This is a genomic window from Arcobacter defluvii (assembly GCF_013201725.1).
In the GTDB taxonomy this organism is placed as follows: Bacteria; Campylobacterota; Campylobacteria; order Campylobacterales; family Arcobacteraceae; genus Aliarcobacter; species Aliarcobacter defluvii.
The window spans coordinates 210,156-234,030 of the sequence record NZ_CP053835.1; the positions used below are offsets into that span (position 1 = coordinate 210,156).

Annotated in this window: 27 protein-coding genes; 6 read left to right on the forward strand and 21 right to left on the reverse strand. The window is 27.4% G+C overall.

The window, feature by feature from the left end:
* Positions 1-77: 77 nt before the first annotated feature.
* The 4 genes from ADFLV_RS01150 to ADFLV_RS01165 are packed head-to-tail and all read left to right on the forward strand — an operon-like array spanning position 78 to position 3,410.
* Complete coding sequence (locus ADFLV_RS01150) at positions 78-1,190, forward strand: MlaE family ABC transporter permease (protein WP_129012122.1); 1,113 nt, start codon at positions 78-80, stop codon at positions 1,188-1,190.
* A complete protein-coding gene (locus ADFLV_RS01155) occupies positions 1,191-1,928 on the forward strand; it encodes an ABC transporter ATP-binding protein (protein ID WP_014472952.1) in 738 nt (245 codons plus the stop codon).
* On the forward strand, positions 1,928-2,842 hold the full coding sequence (locus ADFLV_RS01160) for an MlaD family protein (RefSeq protein ID WP_014472953.1): 915 nt from the start codon (positions 1,928-1,930) through the stop codon (positions 2,840-2,842). Before ADFLV_RS01155 ends, ADFLV_RS01160 begins: the two co-directional genes overlap by 1 nt.
* The gene (locus tag ADFLV_RS01165; RefSeq protein ID WP_014472954.1) at positions 2,832-3,410 is read left to right on the forward strand and encodes an ABC-type transport auxiliary lipoprotein family protein; all 579 of its coding nucleotides are present in this window, start codon (positions 2,832-2,834) and stop codon (positions 3,408-3,410) included. The genes ADFLV_RS01160 and ADFLV_RS01165 overlap by 11 nt, the downstream gene beginning before the upstream one ends.
* Here the strand turns inward: ADFLV_RS01165 and ADFLV_RS01170 are convergent.
* From ADFLV_RS01170 to rpsT, 21 genes are all read right to left on the reverse strand, one after another.
* Entirely contained in the window at positions 3,387-4,442 is a 1,056-nt protein-coding gene (locus ADFLV_RS01170) for an AbrB family transcriptional regulator (protein WP_129012123.1), read from the reverse strand. The two genes, ADFLV_RS01165 and ADFLV_RS01170, sit on opposite strands and share 24 nt — an antisense overlap.
* Positions 4,443-4,564: 122 nt before the next feature.
* Positions 4,565-5,533, reverse strand: coding sequence for a thiamine pyrophosphate-dependent enzyme (locus ADFLV_RS01175; RefSeq protein WP_014472956.1), 969 nt, complete (start codon positions 5,531-5,533; stop codon positions 4,565-4,567).
* Positions 5,530-6,771, reverse strand: coding sequence for a 2-oxoacid:ferredoxin oxidoreductase subunit alpha (locus tag ADFLV_RS01180; protein WP_129012124.1), 1,242 nt, complete (start codon positions 6,769-6,771; stop codon positions 5,530-5,532). The genes ADFLV_RS01175 and ADFLV_RS01180 overlap by 4 nt, the downstream gene beginning before the upstream one ends.
* Positions 6,771-7,181: a 4Fe-4S dicluster-binding protein gene (locus ADFLV_RS01185; protein WP_014472958.1), complete on the reverse strand. Its 411-nt coding sequence runs from the start codon at positions 7,179-7,181 to the stop codon at positions 6,771-6,773. Before ADFLV_RS01185 ends, ADFLV_RS01180 begins: the two co-directional genes overlap by 1 nt.
* A gap of 11 nt (positions 7,182-7,192) precedes the next feature.
* The gene (locus ADFLV_RS01190) at positions 7,193-7,756 is read right to left on the reverse strand and encodes a pyruvate flavodoxin oxidoreductase subunit gamma (protein ID WP_014472959.1); all 564 of its coding nucleotides are present in this window, start codon (positions 7,754-7,756) and stop codon (positions 7,193-7,195) included.
* Between the two features lie 327 nt (positions 7,757-8,083).
* Positions 8,084-8,743 (reverse strand): HAD family hydrolase, encoded by a 660-nt coding sequence (locus tag ADFLV_RS01195; protein ID WP_014472960.1) that lies wholly within the window; start codon positions 8,741-8,743, stop codon positions 8,084-8,086.
* Positions 8,744-8,760: 17 nt separating this feature from the next.
* Entirely contained in the window at positions 8,761-10,263 is a 1,503-nt protein-coding gene (locus ADFLV_RS01200) for a peptide-binding protein (RefSeq protein WP_129012125.1), read from the reverse strand.
* Positions 10,264-10,368: 105 nt separating this feature from the next.
* Positions 10,369-10,758, reverse strand: a complete 390-nt coding sequence (gene rpsI, locus ADFLV_RS01205; protein ID WP_014472962.1) for a 30S ribosomal protein S9 — start codon at positions 10,756-10,758, stop codon at positions 10,369-10,371.
* A gap of 5 nt (positions 10,759-10,763) precedes the next feature.
* Positions 10,764-11,183, reverse strand: a complete 420-nt coding sequence (rplM, locus tag ADFLV_RS01210; protein ID WP_014472963.1) for a 50S ribosomal protein L13 — start codon at positions 11,181-11,183, stop codon at positions 10,764-10,766.
* Between the two features lie 75 nt (positions 11,184-11,258).
* Positions 11,259-12,644 (reverse strand): sensor histidine kinase, encoded by a 1,386-nt coding sequence (locus tag ADFLV_RS01215; protein WP_129012126.1) that lies wholly within the window; start codon positions 12,642-12,644, stop codon positions 11,259-11,261.
* Positions 12,638-13,312, reverse strand: coding sequence for a response regulator transcription factor (locus ADFLV_RS01220; RefSeq protein WP_014472965.1), 675 nt, complete (start codon positions 13,310-13,312; stop codon positions 12,638-12,640). The genes ADFLV_RS01215 and ADFLV_RS01220 overlap by 7 nt, the downstream gene beginning before the upstream one ends.
* Complete coding sequence (locus ADFLV_RS01225) at positions 13,305-13,754, reverse strand: phosphate-starvation-inducible PsiE family protein (protein ID WP_129012127.1); 450 nt, start codon at positions 13,752-13,754, stop codon at positions 13,305-13,307. Before ADFLV_RS01225 ends, ADFLV_RS01220 begins: the two co-directional genes overlap by 8 nt.
* 22 nt (positions 13,755-13,776) lie before the next feature.
* Positions 13,777-14,445 carry a phosphate signaling complex PhoU family protein gene (locus ADFLV_RS01230; RefSeq protein WP_014472967.1) on the reverse strand — a complete coding sequence of 223 codons (669 nt, stop codon included), beginning with the start codon at positions 14,443-14,445 and terminating at the stop codon, positions 13,777-13,779.
* Positions 14,445-15,218 carry a phosphate ABC transporter ATP-binding protein PstB gene (gene pstB, locus ADFLV_RS01235; protein ID WP_014472968.1) on the reverse strand — a complete coding sequence of 258 codons (774 nt, stop codon included), beginning with the start codon at positions 15,216-15,218 and terminating at the stop codon, positions 14,445-14,447. Before pstB ends, ADFLV_RS01230 begins: the two co-directional genes overlap by 1 nt.
* Before the next feature lie 15 nt (positions 15,219-15,233).
* Entirely contained in the window at positions 15,234-16,418 is a 1,185-nt protein-coding gene (gene pstA / locus ADFLV_RS01240; RefSeq protein ID WP_041654990.1) for a phosphate ABC transporter permease PstA, read from the reverse strand.
* Positions 16,418-17,347, reverse strand: coding sequence for a phosphate ABC transporter permease subunit PstC (gene pstC / locus ADFLV_RS01245; protein ID WP_129012128.1), 930 nt, complete (start codon positions 17,345-17,347; stop codon positions 16,418-16,420). Before pstC ends, pstA begins: the two co-directional genes overlap by 1 nt.
* Before the next feature lie 63 nt (positions 17,348-17,410).
* Positions 17,411-19,141 (reverse strand): GGDEF domain-containing protein, encoded by a 1,731-nt coding sequence (locus ADFLV_RS01250; protein ID WP_129012129.1) that lies wholly within the window; start codon positions 19,139-19,141, stop codon positions 17,411-17,413.
* Positions 19,142-19,263: 122 nt separating this feature from the next.
* The gene (locus ADFLV_RS01255) at positions 19,264-20,319 is read right to left on the reverse strand and encodes a substrate-binding domain-containing protein (RefSeq protein WP_129012130.1); all 1,056 of its coding nucleotides are present in this window, start codon (positions 20,317-20,319) and stop codon (positions 19,264-19,266) included.
* A gap of 75 nt (positions 20,320-20,394) precedes the next feature.
* A complete protein-coding gene (locus ADFLV_RS01260; RefSeq protein ID WP_129012131.1) occupies positions 20,395-20,583 on the reverse strand; it encodes a DUF1653 domain-containing protein in 189 nt (62 codons plus the stop codon).
* A 20-nt stretch (positions 20,584-20,603) separates the two neighbouring features.
* Positions 20,604-21,671 carry a peptide chain release factor 1 gene (gene prfA / locus ADFLV_RS01265; RefSeq protein ID WP_129012132.1) on the reverse strand — a complete coding sequence of 356 codons (1,068 nt, stop codon included), beginning with the start codon at positions 21,669-21,671 and terminating at the stop codon, positions 20,604-20,606.
* A gap of 3 nt (positions 21,672-21,674) precedes the next feature.
* A complete protein-coding gene (gene rpsT, locus ADFLV_RS01270; RefSeq protein WP_014472975.1) occupies positions 21,675-21,935 on the reverse strand; it encodes a 30S ribosomal protein S20 in 261 nt (86 codons plus the stop codon).
* Positions 21,936-22,018: 83 nt separating this feature from the next.
* Here rpsT and glmM point away from each other — a divergent pair, with 83 nt between their 5' ends.
* Positions 22,019-23,353, forward strand: a complete 1,335-nt coding sequence (glmM, locus tag ADFLV_RS01275; RefSeq protein ID WP_129012133.1) for a phosphoglucosamine mutase — start codon at positions 22,019-22,021, stop codon at positions 23,351-23,353.
* A complete protein-coding gene (gene lspA / locus ADFLV_RS01280) occupies positions 23,350-23,817 on the forward strand; it encodes a signal peptidase II (protein ID WP_014472977.1) in 468 nt (155 codons plus the stop codon). The genes glmM and lspA overlap by 4 nt, the downstream gene beginning before the upstream one ends.
* Positions 23,818-23,875: the final 58 nt, after the last annotated feature.

Here is a 23,875-nt window from a genome sequence, read left to right on the forward strand (position 1 = left end):
TTATTTTTATTTGACTTAGTATAAATTTTGAGCTAAAATCTAACCTTAAATAGTTGATGAAAGGATAAGTTGTTGCTATGTTAAATAGTTATTTTAAAATAGAAAATTTAGATAACAACATTTTTCAACTTTTATTGATGGAGTCTTGGAATAAAGATAATCTTCCAAAAATAATTCAAGATTTAGAAAAAACAAATATAAATAAAAATACAAAGATAATCATAAATTTTGAAAATCTACAAGAATGTGATAGTTCAGCAATTATTTATCTAATATCTTTTTTAAATAAATTTCCAAAAGAAAATATCACTTTAAAAAATTTAAATTCTCACGAAAAGATTTATACTTTTTATGAAAAACATTATCAAGATAAAGTATATGAAGAAGGGAAAAGAAATCCATTTTTTGATAATTTAGGAAAAAAAACTTATGAGTTATATATATCTTCAATTCATTTCTTAACTTTTGTTGGAAAAGTTTTTTATTATTTTATCTATTCTCTTTTTAATCCTAAAATGATTAGATTTAGAGCAATGTTAAAGTATATAGATACTTCAGCTGTAAATGCACTTTTGATTGTAGCAGTTACTTCTTTTTTGGTTGGCGTAGTTATTGCTTATCAAGGAGCAGTTCAACTTGAAAAATTTGGAGCAAATATTTTTGTAGTTGAGATGATAAGTATAACAATGTTTAGAGAAATTGCCCCACTTGTAACTGCTATTGTAATAGCTGGACGAAGTGCAAGTTCATATACAGCAGAAATTGGAGCTATGAAAATAACTGAAGAGATAGATGCTATGAGAACTATGAATTTTGAACCAACTTTGTTTTTAACACTTCCTAGAATTTTTGCTTTATGTATATCGTTGCCTTTGTTGGTTTTTTTCGCTGATGTTATAGGTGTTTTGGGTGGAATGGTGATAGCTTATACAAGTTTAGATGTTTCTTTTGTAGAATTTATAAATAGATTACAAAATGAAGTTCCAGTAAAACACTTTATTATGGGAATTTTTAAAGCAATATTTTTTGGATTTGCGATAGCTATTATTGGATGTTATAGAGGTTTTCAAGTACAAAACAATACAACAAGTATAGGAAAATATACAACAATTAGTGTTGTAAATGCTATCTTTGTTGTGATTTTAATTGATGCAGTTTTCTCTGTAATTTTCACACAAATGGGAATTTAAATGAAAATTATAAAAGTAGAAAATCTAACAACAGCTTTTGGTGATAATCTAGTTCATAATAATATTTCATTTCATGTAAATGAAGGTGAGATATTTGGGGTTTTAGGTGGAAGTGGTTCAGGGAAAAGTGTTCTTGTAAAACAAATCGTTATGCTAAATCAAATCCAAAAAGGAACTATAAAAATCTTTGATAAAGATATCTCAAAATTGGATATTAACGAAATTAAAGATATGAAATTAAAATTTTCATATCTATTTCAGTTTGGAGCCTTGTACTCTTTTTTAAATGTGATAGAAAATATTTCAGTGATGCTAAAAGAGTATACGAATTTACCAGAAAATTTGATAGAAAAAATTGCATATACAAACTTGGATATTGTAGGGCTTCCAAAAAGTACAGCAAAACTTTATCCCAGTGAACTTAGTGGCGGAATGAAAAAAAGAGTAGCACTTGCAAGAAGTTTAGCAATGCAACCAAAGATTTTATTTTTAGATGAACCTACAAGTGGATTAGACCCAGCAAGTACACAAAAAATAAATGAATTATTGCTCTATTTAAAAAATAGTTTAAATATCACCATAGTTATAATAACCCATGATTTAGAGACTATAAAAACTGTACTAGATAGATTTATCATCATCAAAAAAGATATAATCTTTGATGGAAATATATCTGAAGCAATGAAATCAGATGATGAATTTATCAAAGATTTTTTAACAAATAAAAAGGCTACTTAATGGATACTAAAATTAATTTTTTTAAAATAGGGGTGTTTGTAAGCTCATTATTTATTTTACTTGTTATTGCTATTTTTTGGTTAGGAAAGTATGGAATACAAGATAAAAAATATGATGAATATTCAATATTCTTTATGGAATCTGTTTCTGGTCTTAGTATAGGTTCAGCTATAAAATATATGGGATTTGAAGTTGGAAATGTAAGTGAAATAAAAATAAACCCAACAAATTCAGAAGAGATACAAATAGATATACAAATCCAAAAAGGTACTCCTATAAAAGAAGATAATTATGCAATCTTAGGAAATCTTGGAATTACAGGACTTAAATATATTGAGTTAAAAGGTGGAAGTAATAGCTCAAAACTTTTAAGTGCAAATGAAGATGGCATAAAAGTTATAAAATCAAAAACATCAGCTTTGACAAGTTTTGTTGACTCAACTGAAGATATAACAAAAGAGGTGATGATACTTTTAACTCAAATGAAAAAAGTTTTAAATGATGAAAATGTTTCAAATCTTTCATCACTTTTATCAAAGAGTGAAAAAAGTATGGAAAATTTACAACAATTTAGTTCTTATTTGGTTAAAAATGAGAAAAAGATTGATGAGGTAATGAGAAGTATAAATGAAATGACATCAAAAGGTGGAAAGTCTTTTGATTCAATGAAAACAACAGCAAATAATTTTACAAATTTATCAAAAGAGTTACAAACACAAATAAATAGTGGTGCATACAATATAAAAGATATAACACAAGAGAGTTTTGATAATCTTAATAGTGTTTTATATAGTTTAGAAAATAGTTTAGTTCAAATACAAAATTTAATAAATACAATTAGTGAAAGCCCAAGCGATTTAATACTAAAACAAAAAAATATAAAATACGGACCAGGGGAAAAAGATGAAAAATAGTGTTTTAATATTAACAATTTTTTTATTGTTTGCAGGATGTAATCTAAAACAAAATAGTATAGATATAAATCATTATTCTATAGGTTTTAAATCTATACAGATAGTAAAAAATAATAAATTAGATTCAATTTATATTGAAGAACCAAATGTAAATAAGAGTTTTAATCTTACTTCAATTTTTTATAATACAAAACCATATTTATTTGAAGAATATGCAAAAAATAGATGGATAAATCTTCCAAGTGATATGATATATAATCAACTAATAGACTCTTTTAATACAAGTAAAATTTTCAAAAATGTTATATCTAAAGATTCTAAAATAGAACATGAATATACTTTAAAAACAGATATTATAAAACTTTATCATAGTTTTGAAAATGATAACTCTTATGCTATTTTAAATATAAAATTTGATTTAGTAAAAGATAAAAAGATTTTAAAATCTATTACTTATGATAAAAAAATTCTATGTAAAACAAATAACGCATATGGTTTTGTAGAAGCATTAAATAAAGGTTTAGATGAAGTTGTAAATAATTTACTAAGTAGTTTCTCTTCTATCTAATCTTTTGGCTATTAATGGTGCAATATTCATAACTATTAAAAGCCTTACTATATGATGTAAGGTTATAAAAGGAAGATTTGCTCCTACTAAAATAGCTATTAGATTTATCTCAGATTGTCCACCTGGCCCATAAGCAAGAAGAATTGAAAGAATAGGAAAATGAAAAAGATTATATGTTATTGAGATAAATACTGCACAAAGAATTACTAAAATTAAAAAATGTCCTAAGGTTGAGATAAAAGTTTTTACAATAGTTTGAAGACTTACTCCTTTAAATGTAAAACCAATAATTGTTCCAAATACAACTTGAATAAATTTTAAAAATTCATCAGGAACTGGCGTGTGAATAAAACCTGTTGAGTGAACAGCGATACTTATAAGCATTGGTCCCATTAAATATGCAGCAGTTATTTTCACTTTTTTAGCAATAATTGCTCCAATATATCCTAAAATAATTAAGATAGTTAACTCAAATAAATCAATATTTTTTATTGGAATTGTAATAAGTTTATTTCCACTAATATCTATGTGAAAAATATATTGAATTATAAAAGGCAAGGTAACAACAACAAAAAAAAGTCTAGAGCTTTGCATCAAAGTTATCTTTGAAATATTTGCTTTTATCTCTTCTCCAATAATTACCATTTCAATTACACCACCTGGCATAGAACCAAGATATGAAGTTTTTATATCATAGTTTAGAAACTTATGATAATAATATGTCCCACAAATGATAGTTAAAATAGTAAAAGGAATTACAAGTAATAAAGAAAAGAAATAAACATCAATATAATCTAATATTTCTGGTGTAAAGGCACTTCCAATAGTAAGACCAATCAAAATTCGTGCAGGTGGTGAAAATGTTTTTGGACTTTGAATAGGAAGGTTATCAAATCTTATAGCAATAGATGATGCAAAAATAGCTCCTAGAAGCCAAGGAAGTGGTAAATGTAAATATATAAATAAAATTGAACCACAAACACCTATAAAAAGTGCAAGCAACATTTTCAAGATGATTTGCATATTTATCATTAAAAGCCTAAGATTTTTTTTGTTTGTAGTATATTATGATTGGTTTAAAGTTTCAACTTTTATGAGGAAAATTGAAATTTTTAAAAGTTAATTGTCCTAGAAAGTATCTAGGACAACTATTTTTACATTCTGATTTCTTCTCTTTTTTGTAAGAAAGCCCATCTTTCATCAATTCTTTTTTGCCACTCATCAATCAAATATTCATATTCAGGTTTGAATAAGTGTTTAAATCTAGGTTGAGCACCTAAATAATCTCTTACAGGAATTATATTTTTTGGTCTATAAGTGATGTTTAATTCTCTTCCATCAATGATTTCATATAATGGGAAAACAAGTGAATCAACAGCTAAATCAGAAACTTCAATAGTTTGATTTGGAGCAAATTTCCATTCAGTTGTACATGCACTCATTGCATTTATAAATACAGGACCGTGAGTATCAAAACCTCTTTGGATTTTTTTAACCATATCTTTCCATTTATTTGGAGCAACTTGAGCAACATAAGGTGCACCATGAGCTGCCATAATTGAAACAATATCTTTTTTCTGTCTTTTTTCACCATAAGAATGGCTTCCTGCTGGTGCTGTTGTTGTACTTGAACCAATTGGTGTTGAAGATGATCTTTGACCTCCTGTATTTGCATAAACTTCATTGTCTAAACAAACATACATAAAGTCGTGTCCTCTTTCAAAACATCCAGAAATCCATTGGAATCCAATATCATAAGTTGAACCATCTCCACCAAATGTTACAAATTTTGGTTGAGGAGTATCAGCACTTATTCTTCCTTTATTTCTTAAAGCTTTGTTCATTGTCTCAACACCTGCCATTGCAGTTGAAGAGTTTTCAAATCCAATATGAATCCAAGAACAATCCCAAGAAGTGTGAGGATAAATAGCTGTACAAACTTCTAAACAACCAGTTGAAGCTGATACAACTAAGTTGTCATTTGTTGCATTTAAAACTTCTCTAACAATAATTGAGTGGGCACAACCTGGACATAAAAGGTGTGAACCCTCAAATCTCTCAGCTGCTGTTGAGAAAGTTTTTAAGTTTTTAATCTCTTTTTGAGTATTTACTAATGTACTCATTTTTGTGCTCCTTGCGCATTATAGAAGCTCAATTCTGGACCTCTTACTCCAACAAATCTTTGGATTTTTCCAGATAATTTACCTTCTTTTGCTTCTTTGTCTAAAGTTCTATAAATATCTTTTAATGCTGCAACAGTCATATCTCTTCCACCTAACCCATAGATTAAGTTAGACATTAATGGTCTGTTTTGAGTATTTATTAATGCTCCAGAAACTTCGTTGAATAATGCTCCAACAGTTCCTCCTGGTGCACTTCTATCCATACAAGCCACTGCTTTTACACCTTGTAAAGCTTCAGCCATTTCTTCAAGAGGGAATGGTCTAAATACTCTTGGTGCTACAATACCTGCATTTATACCTTCTTCTTTTAGTTGTTCAACTGCAAGAATAGCAGTTTCATAAGTTGTACCTAAACAAACTATTGCAATATCAGCATTTTCAATATTATAAGTTTCAACAAGTTTATATTCTCTACCTGTTAATTCTTTGAACTCTTTAAATACATCTAAAATAACTTTTTTAGAACCCATTAAAGCGGCATGTTGTTTTGCTTTGTGTTCAAAATGCCAATCTTGTTCAGTTTGAACACCATGAGTTACAGGTTTATCAAAATTTAATAAAGCATTTACTTGTAAATAATTACCTATAAAATCACATGCAACTTTATCTTCTAAGGGTGTAACATTTTGTGCAGTGTGAGATGTCATAAATCCATCTTGGTTAGAAATTACTGGCAATCTAACATCTGGATGTTCTGATATTTTAAATGACATTAAAGTCATATCATAAGCTTGTTGAGGGTTAAATGCATCAAGTGATATCCAACCTGAATCTCTTGTAAGATATAAATCTGAGTGGTCTCCATTTACATTTAAAGGTGCTGCTAATGCTCTATTTACTAAACATAAAACAACAGGTATTCTCATTCCAGATGCTTGATATAAAACTTCTATCATAAGTGCTAAACCTTGAGATGATGTTGCAGTTGCAACTCTTCCTCCAGCAGCTCCTGCTCCAACACAAGCAGACATGGCAGCATGTTCAGATTCAACCATAATTACTTCACCATCGATGTAACCATTTGCATGAAACATTGCATAGTTTTCAACTGTTGCAGTTGAAGGTGTAATTGGGTAAGCTGCGACAACATCAACATCAGCTTGTCTTAAAGCTTGGGCATTTGCCATATTTCCATCCCAAACTTCAACTTTTTTTAATTCCATTACTCTTTTATTCATTATTCACCCTTTTTTTGTTTCGCTGGCCATTGAGATAAAGCTTCTTCAGCTGTAACATATTCATTAAACATTAATAGTGATTTTGGATTTGTAGGACAAACACTTACACATAATCCACAACCTTTACAGTGTTCATAATCCACACCTTTCATCTCTTTATTTCTTGCAATAATTGATGAATCTGGGCAGAAAATCCAACAGTTTTGACAGTCAATACATGTTTCAGAATTCCAAACAGGTTTAATAACTCTCCAGTCTCCAACAGACATACTTTTTGAACTTGTTTCAGAATAAAGTCTATCTTCTGGTTGAATTTCAGCAATATTATAATCTACACTTCCATCGAATGTATAAAGAGCAGCACCTGGTACTAACTCATCCCATCCCATTTCTCTAATTGGTTTACTCATTTTATATCCTTCTAATGAACTTCGTCATAAGCTCTTTGGATTGCTACCATATTTGCTTCAACTAGATTTGGTGGCAATTTTTTTAGTACACTTTTCATTTTATCTTTAAAGTATTCTAAGTCATACATTCCACTAACTTTCATAAATGCACCAAGCATTGGAGTGTTAGGAATCGCTTTTCCAATTGTATCTCTTGCAATTTGGAAACAGTCAAGTATAAATACTCTATCTTTAATTTCTTGAAGTTCAGGAACTAATGAAATTAACTCATCTTTACTAAGGTGAGTTGTAATAATATATTTAGTTGTATCTTTGCCATTAGCAGTAAAATCGTCAGTTATAGCAAGACCTGGATCTAATATAAATACAAAATCAGGACTCATATATTTTTCGTGGTTTAAAATTGTATTATCATCAATTCTATTGTAAGCAGTCATAGACGCACCTCTTTTTGCAGATCCATAAAATGCAAATGCTTGAACTTGTTTTCCAGATTCAGCAACAATTGAACCAAGACCTTTTGCCCCAGTAACAGCACCTTGACCTGCACGGCTATGCCATCTAATTTCTAACATAGTGGCTCCTTATTTAAAATATTAAATTTGACTTAAAAAATTTAATTAGTCTGTTGTATTATAGAAAATTTTAACTTAAATCAACTTTTATTTTATAAATTTGTAAGAAAAGTGAGATAAAAATTCACACTTTAGAGTAGTAAAAAGAACATAAATCTAAAAAAAACAAAAAAAATATGAATTGTTTATGAGCCTAAAAAGCCCTTAATATAGTGTATTAATCTAATAATTTAATAAAAAATAAAATATCCTATTTATTATAGAATTAAAAACTTGTTTTTATATATTTAAATAAAAGTAATATTTAAATTTAAGCAATATTTAATATTAAATATTGCTAGAGAGAAATTTAATTGCTTCAAAAGAATCTTTTTTTATGTGATTAGTGTATTTTTTAAGTTCATTTTCTTCTCCATATCCACATAAAACACCAATTGAATTTATATTTGCTTCATTTGCAGCAATTAAATCAAGTTTTGTATCACCTATCATCCATACTGAATCTTTTTTTCTATCATAATTCATTTGTGTTAATGTAACTAAGATTGGTTCAGGATGTGGTTTAGGATTTTGTACGTTTTCTCTTCCTGTTACTATTTCAAAAAATTGTGAAATATTAAAATGATCTAATAAAGGAATAGTATACATTCTAGTTTTTGTAGTAACTACACTAACTCTTGCAATTTTAGATGCAAGTTCAACTGCTTCATAAGCATTTTCTAAAAGAGTTGTTTGTTCTTTTGAAATAATTCTATATCTGTTTTTATATGAATCAACAAAATCCCAAACTTTTGACTCATCAACACCTAAATTTTTATACATTATATCAAGAGGATAACCAATCAAATTTTTTATATCTTTATCTGTTCCATTAAAATTAAAATTTAATTCATTAAATGAGTGTTTAAAAGTTGAAACTATAGCATCAGTTGAGTCTATTAATGTTCCATCTAAATCAAAAAGTATTATTTTATTCTTATTAATCAAATTTTATTCCTTTTATATTATTCTTCAATTTCCCAATCTTTTTGATTGTGCATGATACCTATAAACGCAGGTTCAATATTTTTTATATTTTTATTTATTACAGTTATTCCATCTGGAATATATAAAAATAAATATGGTAAATCATCACTGATAAGTTTAAAGATTTTTTTATAAATAATAGAGAGTTCATCTCTGTTTATCGTTCCCATACCTTTTTCAATTAATCTGTCTACTTCTTCATTTTTATAAGAAACTAAATTAAACCCACCTAATTTTGCACTTGAGCTATGCCAAAGAGGATAAGCATCAGGCATAAGAGCAAGTGCCCAACCTAAAAGTATTGCTTCGAAATTTCTTGGATGAACAACTGTATTTAAGAATGCTTGCCATTCCATAACTCGAATTTTCATTATAACACCAGCTTTTTGTAATTGATACTGCATAATTTGAGCTGCATTTATTCTTGTATCATTTCCTGTATTAGTTACTACTTCAAATATTAAGGGATTATTTTCATCATAACCTGCTTCTTTTAATAATTTTTTTGCTTTATTTATATCTTGAGATATTGGTTTTATATCATCATTATATGCAAAAGAACCAGGTAAGAAAGGACCATTACAAACTTTTCCATAACCAAAGAAAAGAATATCTACTAATTCTTGTCTATTTATAGCTAATGATAAAGCTTCTCTTACTTTTTTATTTTTAAATTTCTCATTATTTAGATTAAATCCTAAATAAGCAAATGTAAAACTTTGTTTTTGCAAAATTGTATATGTATTTTTAAAATCAGAATCTATTTGTCTATCTGCTTGAATTGGATCAAGTCCACCAATATCAAGTTTTTTTTGTTTCAAATATAAAAATGAAGTATTTGGGTCTGGTAAAAATTTATATAAAATTTTTTCAATTTTTGGTTTACCTTCGAAATAATTCTCATTTGCAATAAGTTCTATATCTTCTCCCGTTTTAAACTCTTTTAACTTATATGAACCTGTTCCTATAGGATTTTTATTAAATGAACTTGTCATTAAATCTTTTTCATCTTTTAAAAGATGATAAGGTAAAATCCCAACAAACCAAGTTTCAATAGCTTTAAAATAAGGTTCTTTATAAATTATTTCAAGTGTGAAATCATCTAAAGCTTTTACACTTTGAACTTCAGTGAAATTTGATTTTATAGAATTAAAAACTTTGGGATTAATAATTTGTTCATAAGTAAAAATTACATCTTTTGCAGTAAACCTAACATTATCATGCCAAAGAACATTATTTCGAAGTTTTACAATTAGTTTTGTAGGTGTTTCAAAATAGTATGATGATGCTAAATCAACTGTTGGATTCCCATTTTTATCATATTTAAATAATCCATTAAATAGCCAATCAGATATTTCACTACTTGCAGTATCATTGGATAATATTGGATTTAATCTACTTGGACTTGATGTCATTGACAAATTTAATGTACTCGCAGTTAAATAAGTAAAAAATAATAGATTATAAATAAAAATTTTCATGGTGCTATTGTATTGTTTTTTTATAAAAAAAGGCATAAAAAAAGGAGCAACTTTTGTCGCTCCTTCTTGAAAATAGTAAAGAAATATACTCTTTGAAAATACCAATTATCTTTTTGAGAATTGAGAAGATTTTCTTGCTTTTTTCTTTCCGTATTTTTTTCTTTCAACAGATCTAGCATCTCTTGTTAACAATCCATAAGGTTTTAAAACTGTTCTGAATTGCTCATCAAAAGCAACTAATGCTCTTGAAATACCGTGTCTAGCAGCATCAGCTTGAGCTGAATAACCACCACCAAGAGTTTTTACAACGATATTAACAGAAGTTTCTTGTTTAGAAACGTTTAATGGTTGCATAACTCTTTTTTTAATTGATTCATGACCACCTAACCACGCATCTAAAGTTTGACCGTTGATTGTTAATTGTCCATTACCAGACTCTAACCATACTTTTGCTACAGATGTTTTTCTTCTTCCAGTTGCATAAACTTTTGCCATTACAATTATCCTTTAATTTGCGCAGTATGAGGGTGTTCACTTCCTGCATATACTTTTAATTTTTTTAACATAGCTTTACCAAGAGTTGTTTTTGGAAGCATACCTCTAGTAGCTAGTTTATATAATTTTTCTGGATTTTTTTCAAACATTTCAGACATTTTGTGAGTTTTTGTACTACCAAAATAACCTGAGTGAGTAAAGTAATTTTTACTTTCTAATTTTTTACCAGAAAATTTTGCTTTTGATGCATTTATAATTACAACAAAATCTCCGCAGTCTACATTTGGTGTGAAGCAAGGTTTATTTTTACCTCTTAAGATAGTAGCTACTTCTGTAATGATTCTTCCGAATACTTTATCAGTTGCATCAACTACTATCCAATCTCTTTCGATTTCGTTAGCATGTGCCATTTGAGTAAATTTCATTTATTTTCTCCGCTTTTTTAATGAGGTGCAATAATAGTGTACTAATACTTAAAATATACTTAAATTAAGTATATTTTAATAATTTATATAAAATTGAGAACCTTTTTTTATTTCAGACTTGATTTCAAGCCTAAAATTATGTAAATTTAAAATAGATTGAACAATAAAAAGACCTAAACCTAAAGAGTTATTCCAGCCATTATTTGAAATTCGGTAGAATTTTTGATTGATATTTTCCAACTCTTTTTCTTCTATACCTATTCCTTTATCCACAATACAAATTGAAGTTTCAGAAATATTTACAATAACTTCATTTTCAGAATATTTCAAAGCATTCTCTATTAGATTAGAAATAGCCATAGAAATAAGTGTTTCATCAACTTTTAAACTTATATCGTCTCCTATAATTAAGATTTCTCTATTTTTATATTTATCTTTTAAATCACTAATACAATTTTCAATCAATTTTTTCATAGAGCAAGGAATTAAAAGTAGTTCTTGTTTTCCTTCTTCAAGTTTTAATGTTAGTCTTAATTTATCAATAATTTGAGACATTTTATTTGCATTTGTATGAATTTTTGTTAAAAATTTATTTTTCATAATTTGAGGTATTTGTTCATCATTTAATATGGTTTCACTATAACCTGAGATTATTGCGATTGGATTTTTAAATTCATGGGAAATTGCAGATATTATTTCATCTTTTTGTCTATTTGAAAGTTTTAGTTTTGCTGTTTGTTTTGCTTTTTGTTTCTCTTTTTTTGATAATTTCATTGCAACTTTATTTAAAAGTTTTGTAATTTTATAAAATTCATAAGTATATGTTGATTTTAGTGGAAAAGAAGTTTTTTTATTTGTTAATTGAGTTAAAAAATATAAAACATTATCAGTCTCTTTTTTTATTCGTAAACTAATAAAGTAAGTAGCTAAAAAAGCAATGATTAGAAAAAATGTTATATACATAAAAATTTCAAGAGTTAATTTCATAAAATTATCAGTGATTTTATTTGTATAATCTGCCATTCTTATATAATATATAGAAGTGTCTATATTGATTTTTTTTGCAATATACAATAACTGTTTTTGTACAGTTTCAGAATTTCTTGTATCTTTTCCAATTCCTACATTTTTTGCTTGAATTATTTCAACTCTATTTGCATGATTATTTATATGAGCTAAATCTTTATCACTTTCTGCTATAACATTACCACTTTCATCAATTATTGTAATTCTTAAATTTAATTTTGTATGTAAATCTCTTACGATACTTCTAATATTATTCATATTATTTGAATTTTTTAGAACAATAGATAATGTATCAATATTTTGTATAAGATTTTTTTCTATCTGATTTAAATATAAGTTTTTTGCCCAAAAGTAAGTAACTAAAGTGAGAGTAATTAAAATAGCAGCAAAAATTGTTATATAAGTTCTTAAAAAAAGTTGATGTATTTTTAACAAAAAATATAACCTTCACCCCTAATTGATCTGATATAATCTTTTGTTCCTTTAGGGTCAATTTTAGCTTTTAATCTTTTTATTGCAACATTTACTGTTTTTTCCTTTTTATCAAAAGAGTCTTCCCAAACTTTATTTAATAAATGTTCTCTTGTCATTAAAATATCTTTGTTTTTAATAAATTCTAATAATAAATCATGCTCAAGATGTGTTAATTCAACTTCTTTATCATTTATAAAAAATTTTTTATTTGAAGATTTGTAAACAATATCTTTTACTTTTAAAATATCTACTTCTTTTGAACTTCTTTTGATAACAGCTTTTATTCTTGCGCAAAGTTCTTTAATATTAAAAGGTTTTGTTATGTAATCATCTGCATGAGAATCAAAACCTTCAATAATATCTTCATCATTATCTTTTGCACTTACATAAATAACAGGATTAGAATAACCTTGTTGTTTTATTTCATTGATAAAGCTTGTTCCTTCAATTCCTGGAAGATTTCTATCCATTAAAATCAAATCAATTTGTTCCTCATCTAAAATCTTTCTAACATTTTTATCAATTGTTAAAAAACCAATAGTTTCATAACCTTCTTTTTGTAAGGTATATTCAAGAAGTTCTAAAATATCTTCTTCATCTTCAACAATTAAAATAAGTTTATTATTCATCAGGATTTAACTCTTTTTTAGGGAGAACTTTTTTATTTGGTCTTTCATCATCATATTCAATAACGGTATCTCTTGAAATTTTTATAACACCTGGTGAAAATTTAATAGCAAGTATTCTAAACATAAAAAAAACAAAGATTACAAATAATAGAAAACTAATATCAAAGTAATCTCTACCTTTATTTGTTGTTAATATAATAACATCTCGGATTAAAAATATGATGAAAATATCAATAATATATCGAAGTCGTAAAGTCTCTTTTTTGATAAAATCAGAGACCATTTTTACAACTTCCATGATTACAATAAATTCTAACATTAAAATAATTGCTTTGTAAAACTCTTTACCTGAAGCAATTATTCCAATAAATATAATAGAAGCTGCAAGAACTTCAAAATTTGTACTAAAGTATGCTTTAATTTTATTAATAGCTTTTTTCATAAGAGAAAGTATACCATAAAGATTATGATTGTACTATATCTCCTCCTATCTGTGCAAATTGTAATAGATTTGCTATAGAAACAGCTCTATCTGCAATTTTCTCTAATCTTCTTAATGCACTTAAAGTATCAAAATACTCTTTAGATAAATCAAGTTTTTTTGTGATTAGTTTTAAAATATTTTTTTCAATCATTAAATATAAATCATCCGTTTTACTCTCTTCAACAATAACTCTATGATATTTTTCTTCAATATGAGCAGCATTTGTTTCATCAATAATTGAAATTGATGTTTTAAGTGATAAAAGAGCTGATTTTAATAATGGAACGGCATATTCTAAAATCATACTTGTATTTAAATCTTCAGAATATGATTTTTTGAACATTTTTGCAAAATCTTTTGCATTTGCTCCTGTTCTTACTAATTCATTTGTAATTTTTAGAAATGAAACTAATTGTCTTAAATCTTTTGCTTCAGGTGAATACAAAGCTAGAGTTGTAACAATGATATTATCAATTTCATTTGATTTAATTAGAAGTTTTTTTTCTGTAACACTTACATTTGCTAAATCTTCTATTTTTCTCTCTTCTAATGCATTCAAACATATTTCTAATGCTTCAACAACATCAACACCAATTTTTAAAATTTCGTCTTTAATATTTTGTAATTTTGATTCATAAGGCTTTAACATTATCCAAATCTCCCTGTAATATAATCTTCTGTTTTTTTATTATGTGGATTAACAAAAATAGTTTCTGTTTCATCATATTCAATCAATTTTCCTAAATGGAAAAATGCTGTATAATCTGCAACTCTTGCTGCTTGTTGCATATTGTGAGTAACAGTGATAATTGTGTAATCTTGTTTTAATTCAAGCATTAAAGCTTCAATTTTTTCTGTACTTATTGGATCAAGTGCAGATGTTGGTTCATCCATTAAAATAACTTCTGGTCTAACGGCAATTGTTCTAGCAATACAAAGTCTTTGTTGTTGACCTCCACTAAGTGAAGTTCCAGGTTGAGTTAATTTATCTTTTACTTCATTCCATAAACCAGATTTTATTAAAGAAGTTTCAACTAACTCATCACACTCTTTACCTTTTTTAATAATCCCATGTTTTAGTGGAGCGTAAGCTACATTGTCATAAATTGATTTTGGAAAAGGATTTGGTTGTTGAAATACCATTCCAATTTTTTTTCTAACACTTACTTCATCAACATCTTTATCATAAATATTTTTGTTATCAATTATAATTGAACCATCAATTCTTACTATTGGAATCAAATCATTCATTCTGTTTATACATCTTAAAAATGTTGATTTTCCACAACCAGAAGGTCCAATTAGTGCTGTTATTTTATTTTCATATAAATCTGCTGTAATATCAAATAATGCTTGATTTGAACCATAAAATAAGTTCAAGTTCCTAACATCAATTTTACTTTTATTATCATTTGTAATCATTTTTTATTTTCCTTCTTACCATTTAACTTCTAATTTTTTTCTCAAATAAATTGCAATAGCATTTAATGAAATTAAGATTGTTAATAACACCATAATTCCAGCAGCAGTTTTTTCAACATACATACCTTCTGGCATTCCAGCCCAAGTAAACAATTGTGCTGGCATAACAGTTGATGCTTGTGTAACCATTGAAGGAGCATCAGGAATAAATGCAATCATTCCTATAATAATCAATGGTGCAGTCTCTCCCATAGCTTGTGCTAACCCAATAATAGAACCAGTTAAAACTCCTGGAAATGCTAAAGGTAAAACATGGTCTTTTGTAACTTGAATTTTATTTAATCCTAATCCATAACCCGCTTGTCTTATACTATCAGGAACAGCTCTTAGTGCTGCACGTGAACTTACAATAATAATTGGCAATGTCATAAGCGCAAGAGTTAAACCTCCAACAAGTGGCGAACTTCTAGGCATTCCAAAAAGATTGATAAATATTGCAAGACCTAAAAGACCAAATAGTATTGAAGGAATAGCTGCAAGGTTATTGATGTTTATTTCAATAAATCTTGTAAATTTATTATCTCCTGCAAACTCTTCTAGATAAATTGCAGTCATAACTCCAATTGGGAATGCAACAAGCATTGTAATAATTAATGTTAAAACAGAACCAATAATTGCTGAATAAAGTCCTGCATATTCTGGAATTTTTGAATCACCATTAGTAAAGAAAATAGTATTAAATTTTTTTTCTATTAATCCTTGTGCATATAATTCATCAACAATTGCAATCTCTTTGTCTTTTAATTTGTGGTTATGTCCTTTTAAATATTGATCAACTTGATCATCTGCTAAAACCCAAAGATGTTGAGTTGAATCCATGTATTCAGGATGTTGTTTTATCAAAACAGGAATATCTCTAAGCCAAGCTCTTGAAACAATATCTCTGAATTTTTTTTCAACGGCAAATCTTGAATCATCTATTGATTTAGCATTAAAAGTAACATCAACTTTTACATAGGCAATTTTAAATGCAGGTACACCTTTTCCTACAATATCAAAAAGGAAAAATACTAAAAAAGCAACAGAAAAAATTAGTGAAGTTAATGTAAACTTTTTAAATCTTGCTGCACTTGCATGTCTACTTTTTAAAGTAGGGTCATAAAATGGATTAGTTTGTTTGTTTTTCTTTTTTCTTTTTATCATAATGTATTCACTTTATATTTTTCTTTGAATTTTCTAATTAGGGACAACGAAATCATATTTAGAATTAGAGTTACTATGAATAGTATTAATCCTAAGGCAAATGCTGATAGAGTTTCAGGTGAATTAAACTCAAAATCTCCAACCAGTGAATTTACAATAGTTACGGTAACTGTTGTCATATCTTCAAGAGGATTCCAAGAAAGATTTGGTCTAAGTCCTGCTGCCATAACAACAATCATTGTTTCACCTAAAGCTTTTGATAAAGCTAAAAGAGATGCAGAAATAATTCCTGGCATTGCAGAAGGTAAAACAATATTTTTTATTGTTTCTCCATGAGTCATTCCTAATCCAAATGCTGCTTTTCTTTGACTATCTGGAACAGCACGAATAACATCATCAGATAAAGATGAAATTACTGGAATAATCATAATTCCCATAACAATACCAGAAGCTAAAGCACTATTAAATGTAGCTTCTAATCCTACTGATTCTGCTACTTTAACAACAAGAGGTGCAACAGTAATTGCAGCAAAAAATCCATAAACAACTGTTGGAATACCTGCTAAAACTTCAAGTAAAGGTTTTAAATAATCCCTTAATTTTGGACTTGCATATTCACTCATATAAATAGCACTACCAAGCCCAATAGGAATAGAAACAGCTAATGCAATTAAAGTAATTACAAATGTTCCAGCAAAAATTGGAAGTGCTCCAAATTGGCTACCAACAACTCCTGGACTCCAAACTGTACCAGTTATAAAATACCAAAAACTTCTTAATTTGAAAAATTCGATGGCTTCGAATAAAATTGAGAATAAAATACCAAAAGTAGTTAAAATTGAGATTGCTGCTGCACAAATAAGCCCAATTTTGATTAATTTTTCAATAAGTTCTCTCTGTTTTTTTCTCGATTCAAAAGTGCTCAATACTTTTGCCTTTATATTAAATTTTGTAAAATTTTAATTAAAGTTGATTACATAATGGTTACATTATAAGATGCTAGAAATTGGTTTGTCTGAACCTTTAGATGCTTTTTTTAAGATATTTAAGGAGTTGTCAAAATTATTTATATTTGATTCACCATTTATTTCCATAATTGCAGAAGATACAGATAATAAATCAAATTTTCTTTCCATATTAAATCTATCTTTTGAAATAATATATCCATTCTTTTTGTCTTCTTTTGAATAGATATTTTTAGCACTATTTTTAAACTCTTCTTGAATTTCTGCTGTTAAATCATAAACTTCTTTATATTCATAATTTTTCAATCCTACAAAAAAATCATCTCCTCCAATATGTGCAATAAAAGCATCTTTTGGATAACGTTTTTGTAATAGTTCTGAAAAAATTAGAATTGCACGATCTCCTTGCCTAAAGCCATAAATATCATTGAAAGGTTTAAAATCATTAAAATCAAAATAGATTATATGAGTTATAACTTTTTGATTCTTTTTTAAACTTTTTTCTATAAATTTCTCAATTTGATTATTCCCTGGAAGTTTAGTAAGAGGATTTTGATTTGTTGCTATTTCAATATTTCTTTTATAAGATAAAGTTAAAAGAGAATTTAAATTTATAAAACCTTTATACTTGTCTGAATCAGTTATAAATATACCTAAAGAATCATTTGCTTTTAAATTATACATTTCAAGTATTTTATCTATGCCCCAAGAAATTTCTACAGATAAAGCAGGTTTTATATATTTTATTAATGTTGAAGAAACAGTTTGATTTTGTGCAAGTGATAATCCATATTGAGAATAAGAGATTTTTTTTATATCGCTTTCATAGATAATTCCTAAAAAGTTTTCAAATTCATCAATAATTGGAACAAAATGTATTTTAGTATTTTCTTTAAAGTGAACAAATAAATCATACAAAGAAGTGTTTACGCTCAAAGGTGTAATTTCTTCTATAAATTCATCATTAATAATATTAGTTGCATTTAATCTTTTATCATCATTTATTAATGTGATAATATTTAAATATGTACTTGTAATATCATTTATTTGTAAAGTTGGTCTTTGAACTAAATAACCTTGAATAAAATCCGCACCAATATCTTTACAAGTATAAAACTCTTTTGCTGTTTCAATTCCTTCTGCCACAACTTGCATTCCCATAATATGCGCCATTTCAATAATAGAAGAACAAAAAAGTTTTTTCTTTGAATCTTGGTCAATATTTGTAATAAAAAATCTATCTAATTTTATAACGTTTGCTTCACTAAAATATAAAAGTTTTAATCCTGAAACACCAATCCCAAAATCATCAATTGCAATTGTATAGCTACTTTGTTTATATTTTTGAATCATAGTAGAAAGGGCATTTTGTTCTATTGCTGTTCCTTTTTCACTTAATTCAAAACAGATTCTATCTTTATTTAAACCATATTTTTTTAAAATTTTTGCAGTATTTCCTTGAGAATATTTTTTGTTATAAATTATTCTATTGTCAAGATTATAAAAAAGTTTTATATTATCTATTTTAATTTTTGAAAATTTACTTATAGCCTTTTCTCTTAATTGTAAATCAAGTTCATATAAATAATCATCATTAAAAGCTAGGTTAAATAAATCATCAATTGATGTTAATTCTGGAATTAAATTAGTATTTCGTAATAATGCTTCAACTGCATATATTTTGCCACTATGAGAATAGATTATAGGCTGAAAAGCATAATCAAGTTTTTCTATTATTTCAGTCCAATTTGGCATAGTTTTCCTAAAAATTACATTATTAAGTTTTTATCTCTTTGTTCGCGTTAACAGATAAAAACTTAATAATGTAATTTGCATGTTAAGATAAAGAAAGAGAAAAACTCTTTCTTTTTTTATAATTAATGTTTTAAAGATTCTAAAGTTACTTTTTCGTTATTCATAACTTTTGTTCTTGCAGCTGCTCTTACATCATCAGTTAATGATACAAGACCAAGTTCAGTTAAGATACCATCACTTCCAATCATTTTTTCAGACATAAATAAGTTCGTATAATCTTTTAATGCTGGAACATCTTTTGCGTGTTGATTTTTAATATAGAAATACATAGATCTAGCAATTGGGTATTTACCAGATGAAATTGTTTCAACAGTTGGCATAGTATTTTCGATACTTAATCCAACAACTTTATCTTTGTTTTCTTCTAAAAATGAATATCCAAAAATACCAATTGCAGCTTCATTTTTAGTTAATTTTTGAACGATTAAGTTGTCATTTTCACCAGACTCAACATAAACACCATCTGTTCTTAAAACAGAATAAGCTTTATATTTTTTATTTGCTTTTTCATCAGCTTTATATAAATCAGTATAAACTGGCATTTTTTCAAATACATGTTGTAATACTAATTCTTCAATAGAGTCTCTTGTCCCAGATGATTTAGGTGGTCCGTAAACAATAATTTCTCTATTTGGTAAAGATGCATCAATATCTGACCATTTTTTATATGGATTTGCAATTAATGTTTTACCATCTTTTGATGGAACTTCTTGAGCTACTGCTAATGCTAATTGTTCTTTTGTTACATTGAACCCTTTAACTTTTGCAGATTGAGCAATTGCAATACCATCAAATCCAATTAATGCTTCAGTGATATCTGTTACACCATTTTCTTCACACATTTTAAATTCTTTGTCTTTCATTCTTCTTGAAGCATTTGTGATATCTGGAGTATTTAAATCAACACCAGCACAAAATAGTTTCATTCCTCCACCAGTACCAGTTGATTCAACTACAGGAGTAGGAAATTTTGTAGTAGCTCCAAATTCTTCAGCTACTGATGATGAAAAAGGATATACAGTAGAAGAACCAACAATTTTAATTTGGTCTCTTGCACTTAACGTAGTTGCTAATAAAGCACTTGCAATTAAAGCCATAGATGTTTTTTTGAAAGTCATTTTTATCTCCGATAATTTTTTTTACCGTGAAAGTTTAATGTTAGTTGGTTACATTTTGGTTACTATAAGGAATAGTTAGTTTTGTTGTTTAATAAATTTTTCTTGAAATTCTTGGTAAGTTCTTACGAAAAGTTCTTCGTTATCTTCAGGTTTATAAATAACTGCTTTTACCCAAATGTCATTTTCTTGTATCTTACAGAAATTTAGAGGAATATAAAATTTTTTATTTTTGTAGTGAATATAAGTTGTATTTAGTTCTATCATAGATAAAAAAAGCTAATGGATTATAATCCATTAGCTTCGATAAGTTTAGATTGATGATCAGCAATAAGAGGATCAATTACTTCATCAAATAAACCATCATTCATGATGTAGTCAAGTCTATAAAGAGTTAAGTTGATTCTATGATCACTGATTCTATTTTGTGGATAGTTATAAGTTCTAATTCTTCCACTTCTATCACCAGTGCCTACTTGCTCTTTTCTAGTAGCACCTTCTGTTTCCATTTTCTTTTGCATCTCAATTTCATAAAGTTTTGCTTTTAAAACTTTCATAGCTCTGTCTTTATTTTTATGTTGAGATTTTTGATCTTGGTTTGTTACTACTATACCAGATGGAATATGAGTGATTCTAACAGCCGAGTCTGTAGTATTTACAGATTGACCACCATTTCCACTGGCTCTCATAACATCAATTTTTAAATCATTAGGATCAATTTCAACTTCAACATCATCAACTTCAGGCATAACTGCAACAGTAATTGCTGATGTGTGAACTCGTCCTTGAGATTCAGTTGCGGGAACCCTTTGAACTCTATGAGTACCACCCTCAAATTTTAGTTTTGAATAAACGTGGTCACCTTTAACAAGAATAACTATTTCCTTGTATCCTCCAGATTCACTCTCACTTGAACTCATAATTTCAACTTTCCAACCATTGTTTTCTGCATATCTTAAATAACCTCTAAATAAGTCACCTACAAATATTGCAGCTTCATCTCCACCTGTACCAGCTCTTAATTCTAAATAGATATTTTTATCATCATTAGGATCTTTAGGAATCATTAAAAATTTAATATCTTCTTCAAGCTTTGGTTTTTTTATTTCTAATTCTTTTAACTCTTCTTTTGCTAAGTCTCCAAGTTCAGAATCATCTAGCATAAGTTTATTTTCTTCAATATTATCTATTAATTTAATATATTCTCTAGCTTTAGAAACAATAGGTTGAATACTTGACTGTTCTTTTGAAAGATCAGTCATTCTTTTTATATCAGCAGTAATATCTGGAGACATTAATAATTCATTAATTTCCTCAAATCTGTTGATAAATGGTTGTAGTTTATCTTTTAACATAAATTATATAGCGTTAACTTTTACTTGTAATCTACTAACTCTTCTTGCAGCAGTACCTTGTTTTAAAATACCTTTTGATACACAATGATGTAGGTATTTGTTTGCTGCTTTCATAGCTTCTACAGCTTTTTCTTTATCAGCTATTTCAATTGCAGATAATACATTTTTAGTTACGTTTTTGATTCTAGTTTTATAAAATCTATTTCTCTCAGTCTTAATCTTTGTTTGTCTAGCTCTTTTTTCGCAAGATTTATGATTTGCCATTTTTTTTAACCTCTTTGTAAAAATTTTAAGGGTAGAATATTACCCAAAGTAACTTAAAGAGAGTTTAATTTTAGGAAGGTTTAATGAAACTATTCGGAACAGATGGCGTTAGAGGTAAGGCAGGTGATTTCTTAGATGCAATTACAGTATTGAAATTAGCAAAAGCTGCTGGAATCTATTTTAGAAAGCATTCAACAACTAAAAAAATTCTTGTAGGAAAAGATACAAGAAGAAGTGGTTATATGATAGAAAATGCACTTGTAAGTGGATTGACTGCTGTTGGATATGATGTAATTCAAATTGGACCAATGCCAACACCTGCAATTGCATACTTAACTGAAAGTATGAGATGTGATGCAGGAATTATGATAAGTGCATCTCACAATCCTTTTGAAGATAATGGTATTAAATTTTTTGACAATCATGGTGATAAGTTAAGTATTGCTGCTGAAGAAGAGATTGAAAAAATATTTAGTGATGTTGAATTAATGACAAATGAGCAAGTAACTGGTAAAGAAATTGGTTCATCAAAAAGAATTGATGATGTTATTGGAAGATACATTGTTTCAATTAAAAGTTCTTTTCCTAAAGATTTAACTCTAAAAGGTCTTAGAATTGTTCTTGATTGTGCAAACGGAGCAGCATACAAAGTAGGACCAACAATTTTAGAAGAGTTAGGTGCTGATGTAATAACAATTAATAATAAACCAAATGGATTTAATATAAATGATAATTGTGGAGCAATGCATCCAGAAACTGTGGCAAAATTAGTAAAAGAGTATAGAGCTGATATTGGATTAGCTTTAGATGGTGATGCGGATAGATTGGTTGTTGTTGATGAAAACGGTGAAATTGTCGATGGTGATAAATTAATAGGTGCACTTTGTGCTTATTTAAAAAACGAAAATCTTTTAGAAGGCAATGGTTGTGTAGCAACTGTTATGTCAAATAAAGCTTTAGAAGATTATTTAGGTAGTCATAAAATAAAACTATTTAGATCTAATGTTGGAGATAAATATGTTTTAGAAGTTATGAAAGAAAAAAGCATAAACTTTGGTGGTGAACAAAGTGGACATATTATTTTTTCAGATGTAGCAAAAACAGGAGATGGATTAGCATCTGCTTTACAAGTTTTAGCATTGATTATTAAATCTGGAAAAAAAGCAAGTGAAGTTTTAAATCCATTTGAATTGTATCCTCAAATTTTACATAATATGAAAGTTAGTGAAAAAATACCATTAAATGAAATTAAAGGTTTAGACGAACTTTTAAAACCTTTAAGAAATAAAGGTTTAAGAGATTTGATTAGATATTCAGGAACTGAAAATAAAATAAGACTTCTTTTAGAAGGTAAAAATAAAAAAGATGTTGAAGATGGAATGCAAACTTTAATATCATTTTTTAAAAAAGCATTATGAAAAAAGAGTTAAAAATTGCAGCAACTATATTTGTAGTTGTATTTATAATAGACCAAGTTGTTAAATATGGTTTTGCAAATTTAGGTTGGGATGTTGATGGTCCTTATATGTCTTTAAAATTGGCATATAACTATGGAGTAGCATTTTCAATGTTCTCTTTTTTAGAGCATTATTTGAAATATATTCAATTATCAATAGTTTTAATAGCAATGATTTATTTATTTATGAATAAAGATATTTTTAAAGAGTATTATGTGCCAATAGCATTACTTTTTGCAGGTGGATTATCAAATATACTTGATAGATTTACTTATGGTGGAGTAGTTGATTATTTTTATTGGCATCATTGGTTTGAATTTGCAATTTTTAACTTTGCAGATGTTATTATAGATTTAGGTGTGGTTATAATAATTTACAAGCAAATTAAGCAATCAAGAGAAGAAAAGAAGAAAAACGAGATTTAATACTAGATTTGTAGCTTAAAATAAATTTAGATATAATCCAACAAATTTTAGAAAATGA

Bases quoted from the DNA above. Each gene is read 5' to 3' on its own strand.
- ADFLV_RS01150 (WP_129012122.1), top strand. From the start codon at position 78: ATGTTAAATAGTTATTTTAAAATAGAAAATTTAGATAACAACATTTTT.
- ADFLV_RS01155 (WP_014472952.1), top strand. From the start codon at position 1,191: ATGAAAATTATAAAAGTAGAAAATCTAACAACAGCTTTTGGTGATAAT.
- ADFLV_RS01160 (WP_014472953.1), top strand. From the start codon at position 1,928: ATGGATACTAAAATTAATTTTTTTAAAATAGGGGTGTTTGTAAGCTCA.
- ADFLV_RS01165 (WP_014472954.1), top strand. From the start codon at position 2,832: ATGAAAAATAGTGTTTTAATATTAACAATTTTTTTATTGTTTGCAGGA.
- ADFLV_RS01170 (WP_129012123.1), bottom strand. From the start codon at position 4,442: ATGATAAATATGCAAATCATCTTGAAAATGTTGCTTGCACTTTTTATA.
- ADFLV_RS01175 (WP_014472956.1), bottom strand. From the start codon at position 5,533: ATGAGTACATTAGTAAATACTCAAAAAGAGATTAAAAACTTAAAAACT.
- ADFLV_RS01180 (WP_129012124.1), bottom strand. From the start codon at position 6,771: ATGAATAAAAGAGTAATGGAATTAAAAAAAGTTGAAGTTTGGGATGGA.
- ADFLV_RS01185 (WP_014472958.1), bottom strand. From the start codon at position 7,181: ATGAGTAAACCAATTAGAGAAATGGGATGGGATGAGTTAGTACCAGGT.
- ADFLV_RS01190 (WP_014472959.1), bottom strand. From the start codon at position 7,756: ATGTTAGAAATTAGATGGCATAGCCGTGCAGGTCAAGGTGCTGTTACT.
- ADFLV_RS01200 (WP_129012125.1), bottom strand. From the start codon at position 10,263: ATGAAAATTTTTATTTATAATCTATTATTTTTTACTTATTTAACTGCG.
- rpsI (WP_014472962.1), bottom strand. From the start codon at position 10,758: ATGGCAAAAGTTTATGCAACTGGAAGAAGAAAAACATCTGTAGCAAAA.
- rplM (WP_014472963.1), bottom strand. From the start codon at position 11,183: ATGAAATTTACTCAAATGGCACATGCTAACGAAATCGAAAGAGATTGG.
- ADFLV_RS01220 (WP_014472965.1), bottom strand. From the start codon at position 13,312: ATGAATAATAAACTTATTTTAATTGTTGAAGATGAAGAAGATATTTTA.
- ADFLV_RS01225 (WP_129012127.1), bottom strand. From the start codon at position 13,754: ATGAAAAAAGCTATTAATAAAATTAAAGCATACTTTAGTACAAATTTT.
- ADFLV_RS01230 (WP_014472967.1), bottom strand. From the start codon at position 14,445: ATGTTAAAGCCTTATGAATCAAAATTACAAAATATTAAAGACGAAATT.
- pstB (WP_014472968.1), bottom strand. From the start codon at position 15,218: ATGATTACAAATGATAATAAAAGTAAAATTGATGTTAGGAACTTGAAC.
- ADFLV_RS01250 (WP_129012129.1), bottom strand. From the start codon at position 19,141: ATGCCAAATTGGACTGAAATAATAGAAAAACTTGATTATGCTTTTCAG.
- ADFLV_RS01255 (WP_129012130.1), bottom strand. From the start codon at position 20,319: ATGACTTTCAAAAAAACATCTATGGCTTTAATTGCAAGTGCTTTATTA.
- ADFLV_RS01260 (WP_129012131.1), bottom strand. From the start codon at position 20,583: ATGATAGAACTAAATACAACTTATATTCACTACAAAAATAAAAAATTT.
- prfA (WP_129012132.1), bottom strand. From the start codon at position 21,671: ATGTTAAAAGATAAACTACAACCATTTATCAACAGATTTGAGGAAATT.
- rpsT (WP_014472975.1), bottom strand. From the start codon at position 21,935: ATGGCAAATCATAAATCTTGCGAAAAAAGAGCTAGACAAACAAAGATT.
- glmM (WP_129012133.1), top strand. From the start codon at position 22,019: ATGAAACTATTCGGAACAGATGGCGTTAGAGGTAAGGCAGGTGATTTC.
- lspA (WP_014472977.1), top strand. From the start codon at position 23,350: ATGAAAAAAGAGTTAAAAATTGCAGCAACTATATTTGTAGTTGTATTT.